The following is a 16717-nucleotide window of genomic DNA, read 5'->3' on the forward strand; positions in this document are numbered from 1 at the left end:
CTGAAAACTGATGTACAGCTCGACTCCTGGCCAGCCCACCGCATGGGGGAACAGCGTCGAGACTCAAAAAGATCACTTCAAGGAAGGCAGAAGGAAATGGAATTGACGGAAATGTTGACTCGCGGTCCGGCCGTGGATGACGAATTGGTCTTCTTCGCGATGCCGTACGGGAAGCGCACCCTGCCGAACGGCGAGGATGCGGACTTCGATGTGCTTTACGAACGGTACTTCGCTGAGGCGGTGCGGTCGATGGGGCTCACGCCCGAGCGTGCGGACTGCATGCCCGGAACGATGGAGAGCCCGTTGTCCGCCGCGTGGAATGGCGTCGACCGGGCAGGCGTGGTGGTCATCGACCTGTCTCTCCCCTCGACGTCTGTCTCGATGGAGCTGGGCTGGGCGATGGCCTTGCACAAGCGCGCCATCGTGATCCACCACGAGGGCGCGGCACTGCCGACCAACATCGTGGGCCAGGTGCGGGCCATCAAGTACCGCTGTGACATGACCGGGCTGCCGGACATGCAGGCGGCGCTGAGGCTCGCGATCGAGGAGGCCCGCAGGCAGAGCACGCCGGAAATGGACCTGCGTCCGCGCACCGGCGTCCGGGACGTGGAGGCCATCGCCGAGGTGGTGTGGACGGCCGCAGACCACATCTACGTCCGGGACGTTCAGAACGAACTGCGTACCGGAGTCATGCGGAGGTCCGACATGGATTACCTGGAGGCGCTTCCGGACGACATGACGAAGCGATTCCGGGAACACGGCAGGGTTCGGGGTGTTTTCGTCACGGACGAGAACGGAACACGCTTCTCGCAACGCCACGGGAAGACCAATCCCTGGCCGTCCTTCGAAATGTCGTACCGGCGCGGCGCACTTGTGCGAGCCAAGGTTGTTCAGATCAACCGGGGCGGGTGCTTCGTGGAGCTGCAGGAGGGCGGGAAGTCGCGGCTCTCGGTGGCCGCCGCAGAGGCCGCCGGTCTCGACCGGGGTTCCGAGGTGCGGGTACGGGTGCTGAGCGTGGACCCGGTACGGCAGCGCATCGAGGTGACCCTCGCCGACCATCGGCGGGATGTCCCGGATGGCGCTCCCCTCAACGACGCCGAACGGAAGCCGGCGGTCGCGCTCCCGCGGTCAGGGGAGCAGTACCAGGGCACGGTCACCAGCTCGGTCTGTGAGCGGGGCTTCATGCTGGTCGCCCTGGACGGCTGGAGCAAGACGGGGCAGTCGGCCATTCTGCACATCTCGCGGATGACAGCCCAGCTGCGGGAGCGATTCGAGGCAGGCGCGGTCGCGAAGGGAGACCGGCTGCGGGTGGAGGTGCTCTCTGCCGCGCTGTCCCCGCGTGACCCGGAGCAGGCCGAAGTTCGCTTGCGGGAGGTTCCCGCCGACGCTTGGACGGCCGCCGGTACGGCTCCAGAGCCCCAGACTCCTGTTTTCGACGCTGGTACATCCGAGACCGGCGCCTTCGAGGGGCAGGCGGCATGACCGCCGTACACGGCACCGCAACGCGGGGCGCCCTCCCAGCGCCCCGCGCCTCGCGGACGGATCTGGGCACCGCCCTGTGGAACGCCGCAGTGCCCGCAGAGGAATTCGCCGACGAGTCGGCGTACCGCTACCGCACGGCCGTGCTGGAGCAGTACAAGGTGTACGTGGAGTCGGCGGACCGCGCGAGCGCCCGCAGGAACGTGGCAAACACGTTCTTCCTCACCGTGAACGGGCTCCTGCTCACCCTCTTCGGGGCGGCTGCCGCATCAAAGGCGCGCGAGGCACCGACAGCCGGCGTCGTATGCGTCATGGTGGCCGCGCTCTGCCAGTGCCTGGTGTGGTGGGTGCAGGCGCGCTCGTACCGCAGGCTCGGTTCTGCCAAGTGGGCGGTCGTCGCCGAACTGGAGCTCCGGCTGCCGGCTTTGGCGTACTCGTCGGCCGAGTGGGGCACAGCGCTGCCGAGCCGCCGCTATACGCCGCTCACGCGCATCGAGCAGTGGGTTCCCGTCGTCTTCGCCGCTCTCCACCTCGGGGTGGGTCTCACCGTTCTGTTCTCTCACTGAGCAGCAGGCGAGGGTCTCGCACCGCGGAAGCGGTGCGAGACCCTCCGTGGAGTGGGCCCCAGCTACACCTTCACGTTGCGGGACAGGTGCGCGGCGGGACGTGCGGTCGGCTCGCGCACGGCGGTCAGACGGGCGCGTCGGTCATCACCCGCTTGATGTAGTGCTCCAAGTAGTAACTTGTCCTCCCTTCCCCCTGTCTGAAGAGTGAAGAGACGCATGATCGACTTCCTGTGGGCCCTGGTGGTCTGGCTTGTACAGATGGCGGGAGCTTGGGTCCTGGCCGGGATGGGCCTTCTCCTGCCCCTCCTCCGCACCGACTTTTCGAGGTACGCCCTTGCCCGGTCCCTCGTCGCCGCCGGAGTGGTGCTGACCCTCGCCTACCGGTACGGCTTCGCCGCTGATGGTCCTCTGGGCCTGGTGGACGCCATCATCGGCAAGTACCTCGCCATGGGCGCCGTCGCCGCTGTCGCTCTGGTGGTCCTGGGCACGGGCTATGTGGCCCTCGGCCGTCCCGGCGCCCGAGGGGCCCGCCTCCGGCGGCTCTTCGTTACACGGGCCGACGACTCCTGGATCCCCGGGCCCCTCGCGGTGATGCTGCTCTTCCTGGCAACCACCGGATTCCTCGCCTGGGTCATGGAGGCCACCGAGGGGTACGAGAACGGCTTCATCAGCGTCATGAGCTTCCTCATCGTGTTCCTGCCGGCCCTGGCGTTCCTGCTACTCGTCCCGTTCAGCGTCGCCGGTACCGTCTTCAATGCGGCCAACGCCCATCCGGCTCTGCCGCCGCTGGCCGCCCCGTTCGTGATGGGGGCGGCGGTGGTCGCCGATCGGTTCGTCGGCGGGGTCATCGCCACCCCCGAGAGCCTCAAGGACCCCTTGGCCCTCACCGGCCTAGCCGTGGTCACCGTCCTCAGCGCGGTCGAACTGGTTCTCCTCCACCGCCGGGGCCATGGCCTCACCCGCGACGCGGAGGACGACGCGAGGGGCGGTGCCGGGGGCAGCGGGGCAAGGGTTGGAGCGGTCTGGCAGGCGCCTCGTAACAGATCTGCCGACCAGTGAGAGAAGCCGAGGTCATCAGCAACATCAGGCTTGCCCCCGCCTCACCGAGGTGGGCTGGACCGGAACGGCAGTACTCCTGGCGGAGGGTGGCGCCTTCCGCCGCTGCACTGGATCAGGGCCGGTCCGGGTTGAGCCACCGCTCGTACGCTAAGAACCGGACAGGTAGGGGCGGTGTTCGTGCAGGTGAGTGGGGGTACTGGTGTCAGGCAAGCCGGTGCTGCGGGCGCATCAGGTCGAGGCAGTCGACGCCGTGGTGCGCACCCTGGGGAACGTCCCGCCAGCCGGTGCAGGGCTGCGGGCCACGATCGTCTCGGCGTGCGGGACGGGCAAGACCTTCATGGGGGCGCACATCGCGTTGCGGGTGGCACGCTCGGGTCGAGCGTTGGTGCTGGTGCCGACCTTGGATCTGCTGGTGCGGACGGTTGCCGCCTGACGGGAGGCCGGACGCGCAGGGGCGATGGTGGCGGTCTGCTCGCTGCGCGCGGATGCAGAGCTTGATGCCGCCGGGGTGCTCTGCACCACTGATCCGCGGGAGCTGCTGGGATGGGCCGGCGGGACGGGGCGGGTGACGGTGTTCGCCACGTACGCGTCGCTGCCGGTGCTCGTCGAGGCTCATAGGGCGAGGCTTCGCCGGTGAGACCTGGTGGTCGTCGACGAGGCCCACAGGACCTCGGGCTCGATGGGTAAGGCGTGGGCTGCGGCCCATGACGATGCCGTGCTGCCGGCGGACCGCCGGCTGTATCTGACCGCGACGCCGCGGGTGGCCGGCTCCTGGGCCGCGGAAGACGACGAAGAAGCCCAGGGCGGGCCGGCGCCGGCAGCGTCCATGAACGACGAGCGGGTCTTCGGGCCGGTTCTGGGCCACGGGTCCGGCGGTCTGTCCGCGGCGGGTGTGGTCCGGCTGGCTGCACGGCGGACACGGGATGGGGCACCGGCGGCAGGTGCTGGCGCAGTTCGCCCGCGGCTGGGGCGCGGACGGGGTGGTAGCGGAGCGCTGCGTGCTCTCCAGCGCCCGGGTGCTGGCCGAGGGGGGACATCCCCGTGGTGGACGCGGTCGTCTTCGCCGACCCCAGGGAGTCGATCGTCGACACCGTCCAGACCGTCGGGCGCGCTTGGCGTCGTCTCTCATGGTCGTCAGAGCGGCATGAGAGCCTTCTGGCATGAGCTACGACCTTGCTGTCTGGGAAGGCGACAGGCCGGTGGATGACAAGACCGCTGCCCGGGTCTTCAACGACCTGTACGACCGCTACATCGACAGCGAGGGGGAAGAGCCCCCATCCGAGCGCATAGCGACCTATGTGGCTGCGCTGCTCGAACGGTGGTGCGACCTCACCGAGGACGAGGAGGACACCTCTCCCTGGTCGACCGGGCCGTTGATCGGCGAAGCCAGTGGTCCGCTGATCTACTTCCCCATGCGTTGGAGCATGGCCGAGGAGGCGTCCGCCTACGCGGCGGCCGTGGCGGAGTCCATGGGGCTGGTCTGCTTCGACGTACAGCAGAACCAGCTCAGGCCGTGAGTAGAGCCGCCAGTCGGCGGTAGCTGATGAGGGCTGCGGCTATGCCGACGAAGGCGAGGAAGTGTTCGGGCGTGTTCGTCTCTCACGACGGGAGCCTCGTCGGCCGGGACGCGCGGATGGCCTGGCCCGGTGGCCGGGCTGGGCGGCACACACCGGCCAGGACGGTGCTGCTCAGCGGATACACGAGGGAGAGCAGCGTCGATGCGGTACCGGCGGTCGTTCTTGTCTTCGGCACGGGGCTGCTGTCGGTCGGATGCGCGGTCGCCGGCCTGTCCCGCGCGACGCGGGACCGTCTTGCCCTCCGACTGCCCGGCCCTGCGTTCGCGGCCTATGTGAAGTGGAGGTCCTGATGCGGCGGCCGACGTGGTGGTGGCCAAGGTGGAGCAAGTCACGCGATCCCCGTCAGCCCCCTGCTCGGATGGTAGCCGCGCGGTCGGCGCAGCGACTTTGGCCTGGAGTTTCGATGACCCGGTAAAGCTCTGCACTCGGATCCTGGAGCACCGGTGCGGAAGCCGCCGTATGTGGGTGGCTGCTGAGCTGCGGGGAGCGGGCATCCATCCGTGGTTCCCCGTGGTTTCCCGCTCGTCTCCTGCTGATCGGGCACGTGAGGGGCACAGCGACGTTCGGTGTCCACTCCCCCGCGGACTGGGCTCCTCAGGCTTCCGTGGGCACGTCGTCGCCAGGCGCAAGGATCAGGTCGGCGTTCTCCGCCGTGGCTCCGTCCGAGGTGAACGGCAGGGCATCGCCGTGCTGGGTCACGAGCCAGCCGATGATCTCTTCCGTGTTCGGAACGCCGTTCTCGAAGTTGCGCCAGTACGCTCGGTGGCCTCGGCCGGGCAGGACACCGACCACCTTGTGGGCCGGGACGAGGCGGGAGAAGTCCGGGGAATCGGTCACGGGTCGCATGACGCCACGCTCGGGGTCGACGACAAGGGCCGTGTCAGGCGCGCGTGTGTCTCGCCGCACCCCCACCGGTCTGAACCACGGTGCTGACTCTGTGATGTCGAGTTAGGGTCAGGCCGGTTGAGCAGGCGGGGTGGGGGTGAAGGCTCGGTTGTCGCGCAGGAGGGCCCACAGCACACTGGTGCGGCGTCGTGCGAGGGCGATGACGGCCTGGACGTGTTTGCAGCCCTCGCCGCGTTTCTTCAGGTAGTACTCCCGGTTCGGGCCGTCGCGGATGATGCTGGTCTGCGCGGAGAGCTACTCGGTTCCCCACCCGTATGAGCCGAGAAGGCGCTGTTGCCGAGGCCGGATTGCCGGCCTAACGGTCAGGCGGCACGCCTGTGCCGGTACGGTGCCCCGAGCTCAGACAACGGCAGAAGTGGGCGGAACGTGACCGCAGCCCGGTTCGACGGCGTGGAGGTGTGCTCGGCTTCGGAGCGGCGGCCGCGCCCTTCCTGCCCGGTGTCGCCTACCTCAGGATCACCAAGAGCCACGACTCCATCGAGAACGGCTTCTTCGCCGTCATGCACTGCGTGGCCGGCGTGAGCTTCGCATCGTTCCCGCTGCCGGCGTGGCGCAACAAGGGCAGCCGGCACACGGACCCGGGCTTGGCCTTGTATGGCGGGCACATGATCGTCGGCAGCAGGGCCAACCGTCCCATCCCCATCCCGACGGGCGGTGAGACGCCCAGGTCACACGCGTGACACCGTCTCGCCGTCCCACTCGGTCGCGTTCTGTTGCGGGCGGTCCGAGCGCCCTGACAGCGTCGCTCCCGTCACCGCAGGACCGAACGAAAAGGGGAGAACGCATGCGACCGAGCGTCATGACGAGGTCGATCGTCGGTGCCACCGCCGTGGTCGGGCTGGCGATCGGAACCCTCGCGGGTACCGGTACCAGCTTCGCGGCGTCCGCACCGGCGGCACAGCCGGCGGTGAGCGCCGAGGCCTTCGGCACACTCGCGACGAACAACCTGGGCCTGACCATCGACCAGGCCAAGGGCGTCCAGCGCTGGTGGCTGACGGGCTGGGGTTACACCGGAGACATCGATGGGCTGCTGGGCACCAACAGCTGGAAGGCGATACAACGCTTCCTGAAGGCGCAGTGGGACTACACGGACGCGATCGACGGGATCGCCGGCCCCAACACGATCAAGGCGCTGCAGCGGTTCCTGGCGGCGCACTCCGGCTACGACGGTCCGATCGACGGCATCGCCGGGCCGGGCACCAGGGCCGCGTGGTCGAACTGGGCCAACTACATCGGCTGATCCGTTCTCACACCACCGCAGGACCGAACGAAAAGGGGAGAACGCATGCGACCGAGCGTCATGACGAGGTCGATCGTCGGTGCCACCGTCGTGGTCGGGCTGGCGATCGGAACCCTCGCGGGTACCGGTACCAGCTTCGCGGCGTCCGCACCGGCGGCACAGCCGGCGGTGAGCGCCGAGGCCTTCGGCACGCTCGCGACGAACAACCTGGGCCTGACCATCGACCAGGCCAAGAACCTTCAGCGCTGGCTGGCCGTGCACTACGAGTACACCGACGACATTGACGGACTGCTGGGCACCAACAGCTGGAAGGCGATTCAGCGCCACCTGCGGATGGAATGGGGCTACACGGACCCGATCGACGGCATCGCCGGCCCCAACACGATCAAGGCGCTGCAGCGGTTCCTGAAGGAGTACTACGACTACACGGGCCCGATCGACGGCATCGCCGGGCCGAAAACCAGGGCCGCGTTCGCGAAGTTCGCCAGTTCCGTCGGCGACTGATCCGTACGCGCCTGCCTCACCGGGGGCCGACGGCCACTACTGGCGCCGACGCGAACAAGGCGACTGGCATGCCGCCGCCCAGCGGAACCTCTTCAACCGCATGATCGGACAGCTCTACCACTGCCCCCAGAAGCGGGAGCCCAACGATGAGCAAGCCGCCTTCCCGGCTGAAGTGATCGTGGCTGCCGCCTGGCTCGATCGCGGCCTGCCATCCTGGCTTTCTCACGGATGGGGGAGAACATGTCCGAGTCGATCGACGGGTGGATCTGGAGTCGCAACCCGCGCTCCTTCTTGGAAGTGTTGTCGCTCTTCACCGGATACGAGTTCGATACCACCGACTGGCGCACCATCGAAGCCGGAGTCCAGGACACTGACGACGACAACCCCGGCCTCTGGTACGTCCATTCCCTGGCCGGCGTAAACGCCACGCTGGAGGTGAACCTTGCCCGAGCTGTCGGCGGCGAAGAGACGTCCGTCCGTCGTGGGAGCGGAGGCCCCTGAACTCAGGCTGCGGGCCGACACCCTGTTGTCCGCCTTTGCTGCCGGCCGACCGCATCCAGAGCGGTCAGCCGGCAGCAATGTGAGGTGTCTCTTCACGGGTGAGGTGAGGCAGGCGCGCTCGTCCTCAGTGTGACGTGGGCGGTGAGGCCGGAGTGTTTCTGGATCCGTGGGGTTCGGCAGGATGTGCGGGGGATCCAGGAAGGACTGGCAGTCGGTGACGGCGACAGTGTCGTCCGGGCCCCCTTGGACACCTCGCGGACGCGTCGGCGGACCTTCTGCGGCGACCAGGTCTCCATACGTACGTGCGACTCAGGGAGGGCCTTCTTCGTCGGGGTCCCCGGCGACCCCGTTCGGCACGAGGCCCGCGAGCGCCTGGAACGCCGTCACCTGGCGCAGCGTCTCGGGACCGAACAAGTCGTCCGCCCCGATGCGGGTGCCCCGTTCCTTGAGGCGCACTTGCACCTCGCATACGCACTCGTCGTTCCGTCCTACGCTGATGACGGGCCCGCACGTCTCCGAGAACAGCGCCGCCCGTCCGGTGCCGTCCTCGTGCCCGCCCCGGTGGAGAAGGTGGAGCCTCTCCAGGCCACGAGGGCGAGTACGAGGGCGGTGACCGTGCTCGTCACGACCAGGCGTCGCCGCCCTCGGCTCCGTACCGGAGCCGGTGAGGCATCGGGTGCGGGGCCGGGGCTGGGATCCGGAAGTCCGACCGGGGCAGCCTCCGGGACCGGTCCAGAGCTCTCGATTCCCTCCGTACGCTCCTCCTCGGCCTCCACGGGGTCGTTGCCGGCCCGCTCAGCGTCCGCCAGGGCCCAGAACCGGTGCAGTTCGCGCAGCTCGGTGGGGGCGGCTCCGCAGACCACGGCGATGCGGTGGACGGGGCCGTAGTCCTTGGGGACGGACGTGCCCGCGCAGTAGCGGTGCAGGCTCGAGCGGCTGACGCCGGTCTTCTGAGCGAGGACCTCGTAGCTGTAGTCGGCCCTCTGCCGTAGCGCGCGCAGCCGAGACGCGAACCGGTCGGCCTCTTTGAATGGTTTCAAAACAACCCCCAAATTGAGAGCACCCCGGAGACGCGAGCAGCGTCCCGGCGTACCAATCAGCCAGAACTGCTTCTGCAGGGCACACCTTTGTCGTGGATCTGCATGTCGCCACACGACGTCCTGCCTGCGAGAACCAGGAGGAGGACGCAGAGGGCGAAGAACGCTTCGAGGGACGTTCGCCCCTCGCCGAAGCATCGGTCATGTGCCGGCGGACATAGCGACACCCGCCCGTCCCTCCGCCCGGATGCCCACAGCGTCGAGTGGAGTGCCGGCGGCGCGCCGATCGACCGGGAGCCCTGCGCGCCTCGGGAGTCGAGTTCGCGACCGTCAAGACCACACGGGACCTCGGCGTCACGGGCCCCTGCCGCGCCACCGACCTGCCAACGTGCTCCTCCTGCGCGAGTTGGCGGACACCTGCCTGCTGCCGACGTGCGGGGGTGCCGTGCCGGCATTCGCCGCTGCCTACGGTCAGTCGCACTCGTTGGAGTCGTGGTTCGCCTGATGGGAGTCGCCGGCTCCGTCTGTGAACACGTGAATCCCCCGCCCGTTGCGCTCCATGTCCGTGCCGTAGCGCCATCCTTCGTACCCGAAGTACACCCTGGAGCCCCGCGTGGTGCTGCCGCCCGTTCTCACCACATACTCCTGAGCCTCGCGAAACGTGTCGGGTCCAACACGGCCCTCTGCCTTGGAGGGGGAATCGACCAGTCCGGACTTCCACTGGAGCCGCTTCGTGGCGTGGGTGGTGCTCGGACCGAAGTGACCGTCGACGTCTGCCGCGTTGGACTTGAGACCGCTGGGCTCGGGGGCGCCGTGGGCCCACAAAATCTTCTGCCGCATGCAGGTGGCCGTGGAACTGCCGTACTCGTTGGCGGAAATGATGTCTTCGTCCGACCAGTCGCCCTTAACCGTGTCGTAGCCGCGGACGTAACCGTCGGACGTCTTCGCTGAGGCCGGTAACACACTCAGCGCCATATCCCCTGTGGCACAGACGGCGATCACGGCGCCGGTCAGTCGAGCTCGGCTCATGCGAAATATCATGCCTGTTCCCTCCGCGTGCGTCGCTCCGCTCAACGACCTCGCGGCTCGACAACCTCTGATCGCCGAACGATGCCCAAGGCTTCGTCCAGCCACCGAGAACGGTTCCAGCCAGACACCAGTAGCGACAATGCCCTTTCGCCTGAGCGAAAAGGACCAGTTCAGAGCCCCTACGCCGGGGCGTTCGGCCACAAGTCACCTCCCCTCGGAATCCAGTCCTGAGTCTCTGGCGATGGCTGCTGAGGAACTGAGGACGGTGGTCGACCGGTTGCGGCGGGCGCAGGGGCGGATCACTGAGGTGATCAAAATGATCGAGGAGGGAGGGATTGCACGGAGGTGGTCATGCAACTCGCGGCGGCGTCCCGAGCGCTGGGCAAGGCGTGCTTCGCGATCACTGCTGCCTGTCGGCGTACAAGCGGACGTGGCTCCGGCAGGATTTTCGTAGATGGAGATCATCTCGGTGACACGGTGGGCCGGTCCGCGCAGTGGGCAACCTGCGGTTGTGCTCAGTTGAACTGGTAAGCCTGTTACCGCAGTTGGCCAATGTGCTGATGGTCTCGGCCGATGTCTCCGATGTTGTCGTGACGGTCCGTGCCCGCACGAGGCCAGGCGTTCCAGCGGGATGTACCGGGTGCGGCAAGGCCAGCGCGTGGTGCCAAAGCCGTTATGTACGGCGCCTCATCGACATCACCCTCGGTGGTCGGTCTCTACGCATCGACTTGTCCGTACGCCGCCTGTACTGCGAGAAGTCGAGGTCGTCTGCCGCGACGGCTCCCTCACCTACCGGCAGGAAATCATCCGCCGCGTCCAGAACATCGCCTCCACCCACCGCGGCGCCTGCCCGCAGCACTGCCCCCGGTCAAGGAGACTGCCGAGGACACCGCGGCGGACACCTGGGCCGGGCGCCACGCCCGAAGACTGTTCGAAGCCGTGCACGCCCTGACCCGCACCGGCCGGAGCCACCGCTCAGTGGCCAGGAACTCGGCCTGGACCGCCGCACGGTGCGCAAGTGCGCCCGAGCCCACGCCTGGCCCGCACGAGGAACTCCAGACCAAAGGGGTACTCCGGTCACTGCCAGCGCGTGAGAATGGCCGTCGCGCCCCTACGACGGGGCCTGCCCCTGGACACACCCCACGAGCGACCGCCTGCCCCGACTCCTCGCCGACCTGGCCGACGGCCACGCGGACCACACCTGGGAGAAACGGATCCGTGCGCTCGTCCGCCCCGACGTCCTCATCCTCGACGACTTCGCCATGCGACAGCTCTCCGCGGCCCGGGCCGACGACCTCTACGAACTCGTCTTCGAGCGGCAGGGACGCCCGCTGATCACTACCAGCAACCGGGCACCCAGCGACCGGTATCCCCTCTTCCCAACCCCGTCGCCGAGTCTCTCCTGGACCGGCTCATCAACACCAGCCGCTCATCAACACCAGTCACCAGGCGATCATGAACGGGCCGAGCTGCCGCCCGAACAAGCGGCCCAGGAACCCCACCGACAAGACCAAGTAGGAAGAGCCGGTGGACGTCGTCGGGATACTGCCGTCATGGCCGTCACTCAGCAACTCGCCCGCATCCCGGCGGAGTATCTCGCCTCCTGCCGCCAGTCAGCCGACGCATCGCCGGATGGAGATCCGCTCTGGGATCCGCCGTCTGCAGACGTCCTCGACCTGGACTGGGCGCCGTTCCTGCTCGAACGGATCTGCGAGCTGGGAGGTCTCGACGACCTCCATCGGAGCGCTCTCCGGCAGGCTCTCGAGGGCGACACTGCCATCGACCTCGCCTTCCTCAACACGCATCCGCATACCATCGCCACCTTCGGGCCAAACCCCACGGCCCTCTCTGCAGGTCAAGTGGATCGCGTTGCGGAACTGCTCGGGCAGATCGACTTTCCGGCCCTCCTGGCCACCCTGCCGGCAGACGAAGCAAAGGCCGCCTCCTTGATCGGCAACGGCGCAGACGAGATCGTCGATGGCCCGAAGAAGTACGTGCTGGGGCACTTCAACGCCCTGCGCGAGTTCTACCATGCCGCATCCCAACGGCAGCTTCTCGTCGTGCTCTGGTGGGACTGACACGGACCGCCTCACCGTCGGCTCGCGTCAGCAGCTGGGGAATTACGTGAACTTCCCCCCTGAGGAATTACATGAGCGTCCACAGGGGACTTGCCGGTCGTGCAGGTAGTCGGTGAGGTCCGGCTCGAGGACGGCCCGCAGCTGCTGGGCAGAGGCACCGCGCAGGGCGATCTGGTCGAGCAGCCAGTGGGCCGTCTCCTTCAACACGGGGACGTCGACGACCAAGGACTTCAGTCCTTGCGGCGCGTCGGTGCCTCTCCGGTCAAGCCAGTCGGCCGGCAGATCGGTGAGCTGGGCTTCGTCGCCTGCCGGATCGCCCATCAGCTGGGCGGCCGGTTTTCCGGGGGTGTGCTCGCGCAGGCCGTCGAGGTCGGCGCTGATGATGGCCAGGGTGGGCACTGTGTCGTCCCGTTGGAGCCAGCGGCGCAGGGTCTGTTGCCGGCCGTGGGTGATCTCCTTCAGCGTGATGCGCGTGAGGTCGGCGCCGAGGCGGGCGAACCCGCTCTCCCCTCCCCGGGGAGCCTCGGTGCCGGCCCAGCCGGTCGGCTCCCCTGCCTGCGCCACCCGCACCAGGGCGTGGGCGTCCGCTCCCCGCTCGGTCAGCCAGGTGGGCAAGCCGTCGGCAGGGGGCGGGCCGCTCACTCACCAACAAGGACTTCTACTCGGCGGCGGGATACCGCACAGCCCCGGAAGCGGGTGGCGGCTGGCCGCAGCCTGCCCGTTCGGGCCCGGTCCGGATGCCCGGTTTCCGCAGTGCTCCCGCCAGGCGGGAACAACCGGGCGGGCATCGTGCGGGGCGTCCCGCACCGCGGGACGCGGCCAGCGAAGCCGCGCCTCCGTGCCGGGGCCTGTCGGGCACGAGCCGCCTCGACGCGCCGCGCGCCCTCTCAAGGGCTGACGTAGTCGCCCCAGCCGAAGGTGGCGACATAAGCCCGCCGCAGGGCTTGTCCACCGCGTCCGCCCCTGACGTGGATGACGGTCAGCGCGAGGAGGAACCAGGCCGCACAGCACCCCGCGACGATCAAGGCCCATCGAGCGCCCGAGAAATAGGCGACGACGCCCAGCGCGATGGCCGTCACGACCAGCCCGATGTGGCCTCCGCCGATGTCCGTGCCGGGCCCGCCGGCCTTGGCCATACATGTCCCCCTGTCGATGGTCATACCGCTCTGTGTCCGAGCAGACTACGGATCCCGCCAGTGGTGTCAGCGTGGTTCCCCAGCAGGGTTGGAATGCCCGCCTCGCCTCGGGCTGCACTCCGGCCGGGCGCGTCTGACGGGCACGCGCGGGTTCCTCGAGCGCCCGGCCTCGCGCGGCGGGTGTGTGCCGGACGGTCAGCGGCTCTGACCGGAGCGCCTGCGGCGGGTGTGTTGCGGGGCGCGGCGGGAGCGTCGTGCGGGCGCTGTCCGGTCCTCGGTGGGGCCGGTGGCGGGTGAGGAGAATCCGCCCGGAACGCTCAGCTGGGCGGCCGGCACCGCGTCGGCGGGCCGAGCTGCGGTGGCGGGCTGGGCGGAGCGGCGCCGGGGTTGTGCGGCGCGGGCGAGGACGGTGGCGTTCGCCAGGAGCGGGGCGCAGGTCTCGCAGACCTCTTCGACGCTCCAGACGCGGCCGACGGTCGGGTCGTGGCGCAGGATGAGCAGCACGGCGCCCGCGCAGTGCGTCTTGGCCTCGGGGTGGGCGGCGCAGCGCTGGGAGCCGCAGTGACACCAGGCATGGGGGCGGAGGGTGGCGGCCTTGGCGTGGGCGGCGGCGTGCCGGGCGGCGAACGCACGCAGCATCGCGAGGTCCTTGGAACGGGCCGGCATCCGGCAGGCCGGGGTGCTGCAGGAGACGCTGGCGGTGCGGTCGCTGTGTCCGGTGATCCGGACGGTCCAGGCCCGCCCGGGGACACGCTCGGTGGGGGTTTCGCTGTAGGCGGTCGTCACGGCCGTCCGTTCTGGTGGGGCGATGGTGTCGGTCCACTATGGGATACCCACCACCGGCTGGTGCACTGATTTTCCTGCCGGAGCGTCGCGCACGTACGCTGCGCAGCCTCTGGCGCCCCTGGTGTGCCCGCACCGCCCGGACACGGCGGCCCCGTCGGCACGCAACGCCGGTGGGTGCACGCCCGGCTGTGCCGCCTTCGCCTGGGCCGCTTACGGCGTACCGCGTCTCGGGGCAGGCGGACCGGATGAAACCGTGCGCCGTACGATGGCCTCCGCCTGGCTGGCTGTCATGCTGGTGGGCTGTGGTGCCGCAGGCCGCCGTGGCAGCCGCGGGCGCCTTGACGGCTTTCGTCCACTCCCTCAGCAGGTGCACGGCCCCCTGCGTACGGCTGTCGTCGTGGCACCACACCGTCCCTGACCCGACGGCCGCAACTGTGTTGGAACCGAGACCTTCATGCCCCCCGGACAGCCGGACGGTGCGGCCCCGTGCGCACTTTCCGCGAAAACCCCACAGGTGAGAGAGCCGATCGCTAACCTGCCCGCCAACTCTCACGGTCAGCCTCGCCGCCCACTTCTCTGTGCATGACCGACGCGAGGAAACACATGCCGGTGAGGGCCTCGCCGCGCAGGTCGGCGAGAACTACGGTGCTGGGGTGACTGATCTTGTAGTAGTGGCACGTGGACTGGTGGGCGGCGAACGCTCTTTCGGACAGCTGATATGCCATCCGCGGCTTCCGCTGGTGGCCTGCTCGGACGCCGAGCGTCCGGCAGTCCACATCTGGGACTGCGACGCGGGGCAGCTACGCGAACTCGGCTCCGTGGAGCTCACGTCGAACGCCTACGGAGACACCTTTGGGTGGGAGCGGGCAGAGCGGACGCCCGCTGTGGCGTGGCATCCGGAGCAGCCGCTGCTTGCCGTGTCAGGAGAAGACGGACTCCGGCAATGGACTCCTGCCGGGGTCTCCGAACCGGAAGGCGTTCCAGCCACGGCCTCCTACCGCAGTCTGGCTTTCAGCCCGGACGGGCAGGCCCTGTGGGGTTCACCGTCGTTTCGCGACGAAGGCGGCGGGTGGGAGAGCTCGGACGTCCTTGACCTTGCCTCCGCAACCATCGGTGCCGGGCTCCCGTGGGACACAGGAGTCGCGGAGCATCCTGGCGGCGGACTTGTCGCCACGCTCACCAGCGACCAGGGGGCCACGCACTGCCTTTTCGCGCGCGTCGATCAGGGGACCGCGCCTGCCGTGATGCGGCCGCTCCGCCGGGCGCTGATCCTGGACTGTGACGGCTACGAGACTCCGCTCTTCAGCGCAGACGGACGGCACATGGCGATCCGTGGCAACGCGTACGACAACTCGGTGGAGGTATTCGAGTTTCCTTCGTTGCACCGGGTTCTGGCCACAACCCTCGGTACCCCCAGCCCTGGCTATCCGTACCCGCAGGAGTGGCTTGACCAGATGAAAGCCTGGTCGCGTCACAACATCGCCTTCGGATCGCGACCGGGCGTGCTGTGGATCGCAACGCCCGTGGGGGCCCTGGTCGAGGTGGACCTCGAAAGCCAGCAAGCGGTCGAACACGATGTGCTGACCGGATCCCGATTGTCCGCGCTGGCCGCCACAGCCACCGGCGAACTCCTGGTTGCCGGCAGCGGAGGAGATCTGGTGCTCTTGTCCGTGCTCTCCGGCTCCGCGCAGAACTGCACCACGAGCAGGGACACCTCAAGGGCTGCAGCCGCGGCGTTCCTGGAAGCCACTGCCGAGGTTCCGGACGACGGCGACAACCTCGAGACGCACCTTGTCCTGACCGACGGAACCCGCACATGGGAAGCAGACGATCTGGCAACGACGACCGCGGCCGGCTTCACAGATCCAACCTGGCTTCAGCTTCAAGCAGCCATCAACGCGGCGCCGGCTCAGAGCGAATAAGCCGACGAATGCGACACGCCACCTGCGACAGAGGCGGGCCCCAAAGCAACGGACACAAATAGGGGCCGGTCGGAGCGGTGAAGGCGTTCTACGACGCGGGCAAGCTTGCATGCGCCGCGCTGGATGCAGTCGTCGGTCCGCGGGTCTTCCTGGCCGGCTTCCCACTGGCGGGGAGCCACTACGGGCAAGGCCAACAGTTTCTCCTGGATCATGCTGCGGGGCATGGCAACTGGTTCCTGTTCACCTCTGACGGGTCGCTTTCCTTGACCGGCCTCGGGATTCTTCTGCGCTCACAGCGGGTTGGGGAAGCGTGGCTTACGCGTCCGCTCTTCGTGGTCGCACCGGGTAAGTAAGGGCAGCCGTACGAAGGGAAGTTGAGGAGGCTGGACTTCGGGCCAGTGTCCAGGGCTCGTCCCCACGCTCCCATGCGTCGCTGGTAACGGCGGGGTGCGAAAGCGACAAGTTAGACACTGGAGGTGAACGCACGGCGGCTGGGGCAGAGGATCTTCGAGGCAACGCAGGACGGGGACCTCAAGAAGGTCCGCAACTTACAGAAGCTCATGCTGCGAAGCCGCAGCAACACGCTGATCGGCGTGAAGCGGGTGTTCATCCCGAAGAGCAACGGGAAACAGCGACCGCTCGGATGCCTCGTGCACTCCGAATGCCACCGCCAGCACCACGCTGGCGACGGCAAGCGGAACACACAACTCTGCTGACCTGCGAAGCCCTTGGGGCTTGCTTGAGCCGGATGCGCTGAAAGGCGCACGTCCGGTGCCGAGGGGGCCGGGTCACGGCAACGTGACCCGGCTACCCGACCACAGCCGGCTGTGACTGAGCGTTTCAGGTGGCGGATGAGCGCTCTACTTGGCGGGATGAGCGGCGCGGTTGGCGGTCAGC

20 protein-coding genes and 4 pseudogenes are annotated in these 16717 nt (G+C 68.4%); 16 read left to right on the plus strand and 8 right to left on the minus strand.

Features of this window, described 5'->3' with window-relative positions:
- The first annotated feature begins 96 nt into the window (after positions 1-96).
- The 6 genes from ACZ62B_RS35250 to ACZ62B_RS35275 all read left to right on the plus strand — a co-directional run bounded on the left by ACZ62B_RS35250 (position 97) and on the right by ACZ62B_RS35275 (position 4971).
- Positions 97-1482: a hypothetical protein gene (locus tag ACZ62B_RS35250; RefSeq protein WP_469693526.1), complete on the plus strand. Its 1386-nt coding sequence runs from the start codon at positions 97-99 to the stop codon at positions 1480-1482.
- Complete coding sequence (locus ACZ62B_RS35255; protein WP_344566409.1) at positions 1479-2045, plus strand: RipA family octameric membrane protein; 567 nt, start codon at positions 1479-1481, stop codon at positions 2043-2045. The genes ACZ62B_RS35250 and ACZ62B_RS35255 overlap by 4 nt, the downstream gene beginning before the upstream one ends.
- 216 nt (positions 2046-2261) lie before the next feature.
- Positions 2262-3104, plus strand: coding sequence for a hypothetical protein (locus ACZ62B_RS35260; RefSeq protein ID WP_469693528.1), 843 nt, complete (start codon positions 2262-2264; stop codon positions 3102-3104).
- Positions 3105-3303: 199 nt separating this feature from the next.
- The gene (locus ACZ62B_RS35265) at positions 3304-3537 is read left to right on the plus strand and encodes a DEAD/DEAH box helicase family protein (protein ID WP_469693530.1); all 234 of its coding nucleotides are present in this window, start codon (positions 3304-3306) and stop codon (positions 3535-3537) included.
- 727 nt (positions 3538-4264) lie between these two features.
- Positions 4265-4621: a hypothetical protein gene (locus ACZ62B_RS35270; protein ID WP_344566415.1), complete on the plus strand. Its 357-nt coding sequence runs from the start codon at positions 4265-4267 to the stop codon at positions 4619-4621.
- Positions 4622-4692: 71 nt separating this feature from the next.
- The gene (locus tag ACZ62B_RS35275; protein WP_344566417.1) at positions 4693-4971 is read left to right on the plus strand and encodes a hypothetical protein; all 279 of its coding nucleotides are present in this window, start codon (positions 4693-4695) and stop codon (positions 4969-4971) included.
- Between the two features lie 304 nt (positions 4972-5275).
- On the opposite strand, the gene ACZ62B_RS35280 is transcribed toward ACZ62B_RS35275, so the two are convergent.
- Complete coding sequence (locus tag ACZ62B_RS35280; RefSeq protein ID WP_344566419.1) at positions 5276-5527, minus strand: hypothetical protein; 252 nt, start codon at positions 5525-5527, stop codon at positions 5276-5278.
- Positions 5528-5635: 108 nt separating this feature from the next.
- Positions 5636-5821 (minus strand): annotated as a pseudogene (locus tag ACZ62B_RS35285) (IS110 family transposase); the annotation flags it as partial.
- 164 nt (positions 5822-5985) lie between these two features.
- Here ACZ62B_RS35285 and ACZ62B_RS35290 point away from each other — a divergent pair.
- The 5 genes and pseudogenes from ACZ62B_RS35290 to ACZ62B_RS35310 all read left to right on the plus strand — a co-directional run bounded on the left by ACZ62B_RS35290 (position 5986) and on the right by ACZ62B_RS35310 (position 7832).
- Positions 5986-6267, plus strand: a complete 282-nt coding sequence (locus tag ACZ62B_RS35290) for a hypothetical protein (RefSeq protein ID WP_468722408.1) — start codon at positions 5986-5988, stop codon at positions 6265-6267.
- 104 nt (positions 6268-6371) lie between these two features.
- A complete protein-coding gene (locus tag ACZ62B_RS35295; protein ID WP_469693533.1) occupies positions 6372-6827 on the plus strand; it encodes a peptidoglycan-binding domain-containing protein in 456 nt (151 codons plus the stop codon).
- Positions 6828-6872: 45 nt separating this feature from the next.
- Positions 6873-7331: a peptidoglycan-binding domain-containing protein gene (locus ACZ62B_RS35300; protein ID WP_382052139.1), complete on the plus strand. Its 459-nt coding sequence runs from the start codon at positions 6873-6875 to the stop codon at positions 7329-7331.
- A 13-nt stretch (positions 7332-7344) separates the two neighbouring features.
- Positions 7345-7521: pseudogene (locus tag ACZ62B_RS35305) on the plus strand (IS110 family transposase); the annotation flags it as partial.
- Positions 7522-7571: 50 nt separating this feature from the next.
- Positions 7572-7832: a hypothetical protein gene (locus ACZ62B_RS35310; protein WP_469693535.1), complete on the plus strand. Its 261-nt coding sequence runs from the start codon at positions 7572-7574 to the stop codon at positions 7830-7832.
- Positions 7833-8141: 309 nt separating this feature from the next.
- Here the strand turns inward: ACZ62B_RS35310 and ACZ62B_RS35315 are convergent, their stop codons facing one another.
- From ACZ62B_RS35315 to ACZ62B_RS35325, 3 genes are all read right to left on the minus strand, one after another.
- Entirely contained in the window at positions 8142-8294 is a 153-nt protein-coding gene (locus tag ACZ62B_RS35315) for a peptidoglycan-binding domain-containing protein (protein WP_344566429.1), read from the minus strand.
- 26 nt (positions 8295-8320) lie between these two features.
- Positions 8321-8872, minus strand: coding sequence for a helix-turn-helix domain-containing protein (locus ACZ62B_RS35320; RefSeq protein WP_469693537.1), 552 nt, complete (start codon positions 8870-8872; stop codon positions 8321-8323).
- Between the two features lie 468 nt (positions 8873-9340).
- Positions 9341-9910 (minus strand): peptidoglycan-binding domain-containing protein, encoded by a 570-nt coding sequence (locus ACZ62B_RS35325; RefSeq protein ID WP_469693539.1) that lies wholly within the window; start codon positions 9908-9910, stop codon positions 9341-9343.
- A gap of 229 nt (positions 9911-10139) precedes the next feature.
- Between ACZ62B_RS35325 and ACZ62B_RS35330 the strand changes: the two are divergent.
- The 3 genes and pseudogenes from ACZ62B_RS35330 to ACZ62B_RS35340 all read left to right on the plus strand — a co-directional run bounded on the left by ACZ62B_RS35330 (position 10140) and on the right by ACZ62B_RS35340 (position 11976).
- A pseudogene (locus tag ACZ62B_RS35330) lies at positions 10140-10429 on the plus strand (metal-sensing transcriptional repressor).
- A gap of 629 nt (positions 10430-11058) precedes the next feature.
- Positions 11059-11416, plus strand: a pseudogene (locus tag ACZ62B_RS35335) (ATP-binding protein); the annotation flags it as partial.
- A gap of 35 nt (positions 11417-11451) precedes the next feature.
- Complete coding sequence (locus ACZ62B_RS35340) at positions 11452-11976, plus strand: DUF1877 family protein (RefSeq protein ID WP_469693540.1); 525 nt, start codon at positions 11452-11454, stop codon at positions 11974-11976.
- 42 nt (positions 11977-12018) lie between these two features.
- Here the strand turns inward: ACZ62B_RS35340 and ACZ62B_RS35345 are convergent, their stop codons facing one another.
- The 3 genes from ACZ62B_RS35345 to ACZ62B_RS35355 all read right to left on the minus strand — a co-directional run bounded on the left by ACZ62B_RS35345 (position 12019) and on the right by ACZ62B_RS35355 (position 13898).
- Positions 12019-12591 (minus strand): hypothetical protein, encoded by a 573-nt coding sequence (locus ACZ62B_RS35345; protein ID WP_469693542.1) that lies wholly within the window; start codon positions 12589-12591, stop codon positions 12019-12021.
- A gap of 272 nt (positions 12592-12863) precedes the next feature.
- A complete protein-coding gene (locus ACZ62B_RS35350; RefSeq protein WP_469693544.1) occupies positions 12864-13136 on the minus strand; it encodes a hypothetical protein in 273 nt (90 codons plus the stop codon).
- A gap of 171 nt (positions 13137-13307) precedes the next feature.
- Positions 13308-13898: a hypothetical protein gene (locus ACZ62B_RS35355; RefSeq protein WP_468722394.1), complete on the minus strand. Its 591-nt coding sequence runs from the start codon at positions 13896-13898 to the stop codon at positions 13308-13310.
- Between the two features lie 653 nt (positions 13899-14551).
- On the opposite strand from ACZ62B_RS35355, the gene ACZ62B_RS35360 reads away from it, so the two are divergent.
- Both ACZ62B_RS35360 and ACZ62B_RS35365 read left to right on the plus strand, forming a co-directional pair.
- A complete protein-coding gene (locus tag ACZ62B_RS35360; protein ID WP_469693546.1) occupies positions 14552-15820 on the plus strand; it encodes a hypothetical protein in 1269 nt (422 codons plus the stop codon).
- A gap of 476 nt (positions 15821-16296) precedes the next feature.
- Complete coding sequence (locus ACZ62B_RS35365) at positions 16297-16536, plus strand: reverse transcriptase N-terminal domain-containing protein (protein ID WP_465270130.1); 240 nt, start codon at positions 16297-16299, stop codon at positions 16534-16536.
- Positions 16537-16717: the final 181 nt, after the last annotated feature.

This window comes from Streptomyces sp. NPDC053426, from assembly GCF_055585405.1.

Bases quoted from the DNA above. Each gene is read 5' to 3' on its own strand.
- ACZ62B_RS35250 (WP_469693526.1), top strand. From the start codon at position 97: ATGGAATTGACGGAAATGTTGACTCGCGGTCCGGCCGTGGATGACGAA.
- ACZ62B_RS35255 (WP_344566409.1), top strand. From the start codon at position 1,479: ATGACCGCCGTACACGGCACCGCAACGCGGGGCGCCCTCCCAGCGCCC.
- ACZ62B_RS35260 (WP_469693528.1), top strand. From the start codon at position 2,262: ATGATCGACTTCCTGTGGGCCCTGGTGGTCTGGCTTGTACAGATGGCG.
- ACZ62B_RS35270 (WP_344566415.1), top strand. From the start codon at position 4,265: ATGAGCTACGACCTTGCTGTCTGGGAAGGCGACAGGCCGGTGGATGAC.
- ACZ62B_RS35280 (WP_344566419.1), bottom strand. From the start codon at position 5,527: ATGCGACCCGTGACCGATTCCCCGGACTTCTCCCGCCTCGTCCCGGCC.
- ACZ62B_RS35295 (WP_469693533.1), top strand. From the start codon at position 6,372: ATGCGACCGAGCGTCATGACGAGGTCGATCGTCGGTGCCACCGCCGTG.
- ACZ62B_RS35300 (WP_382052139.1), top strand. From the start codon at position 6,873: ATGCGACCGAGCGTCATGACGAGGTCGATCGTCGGTGCCACCGTCGTG.
- ACZ62B_RS35310 (WP_469693535.1), top strand. From the start codon at position 7,572: ATGTCCGAGTCGATCGACGGGTGGATCTGGAGTCGCAACCCGCGCTCC.
- ACZ62B_RS35325 (WP_469693539.1), bottom strand. From the start codon at position 9,910: ATGATATTTCGCATGAGCCGAGCTCGACTGACCGGCGCCGTGATCGCC.
- ACZ62B_RS35340 (WP_469693540.1), top strand. From the start codon at position 11,452: ATGGCCGTCACTCAGCAACTCGCCCGCATCCCGGCGGAGTATCTCGCC.
- ACZ62B_RS35350 (WP_469693544.1), bottom strand. From the start codon at position 13,136: ATGACCATCGACAGGGGGACATGTATGGCCAAGGCCGGCGGGCCCGGC.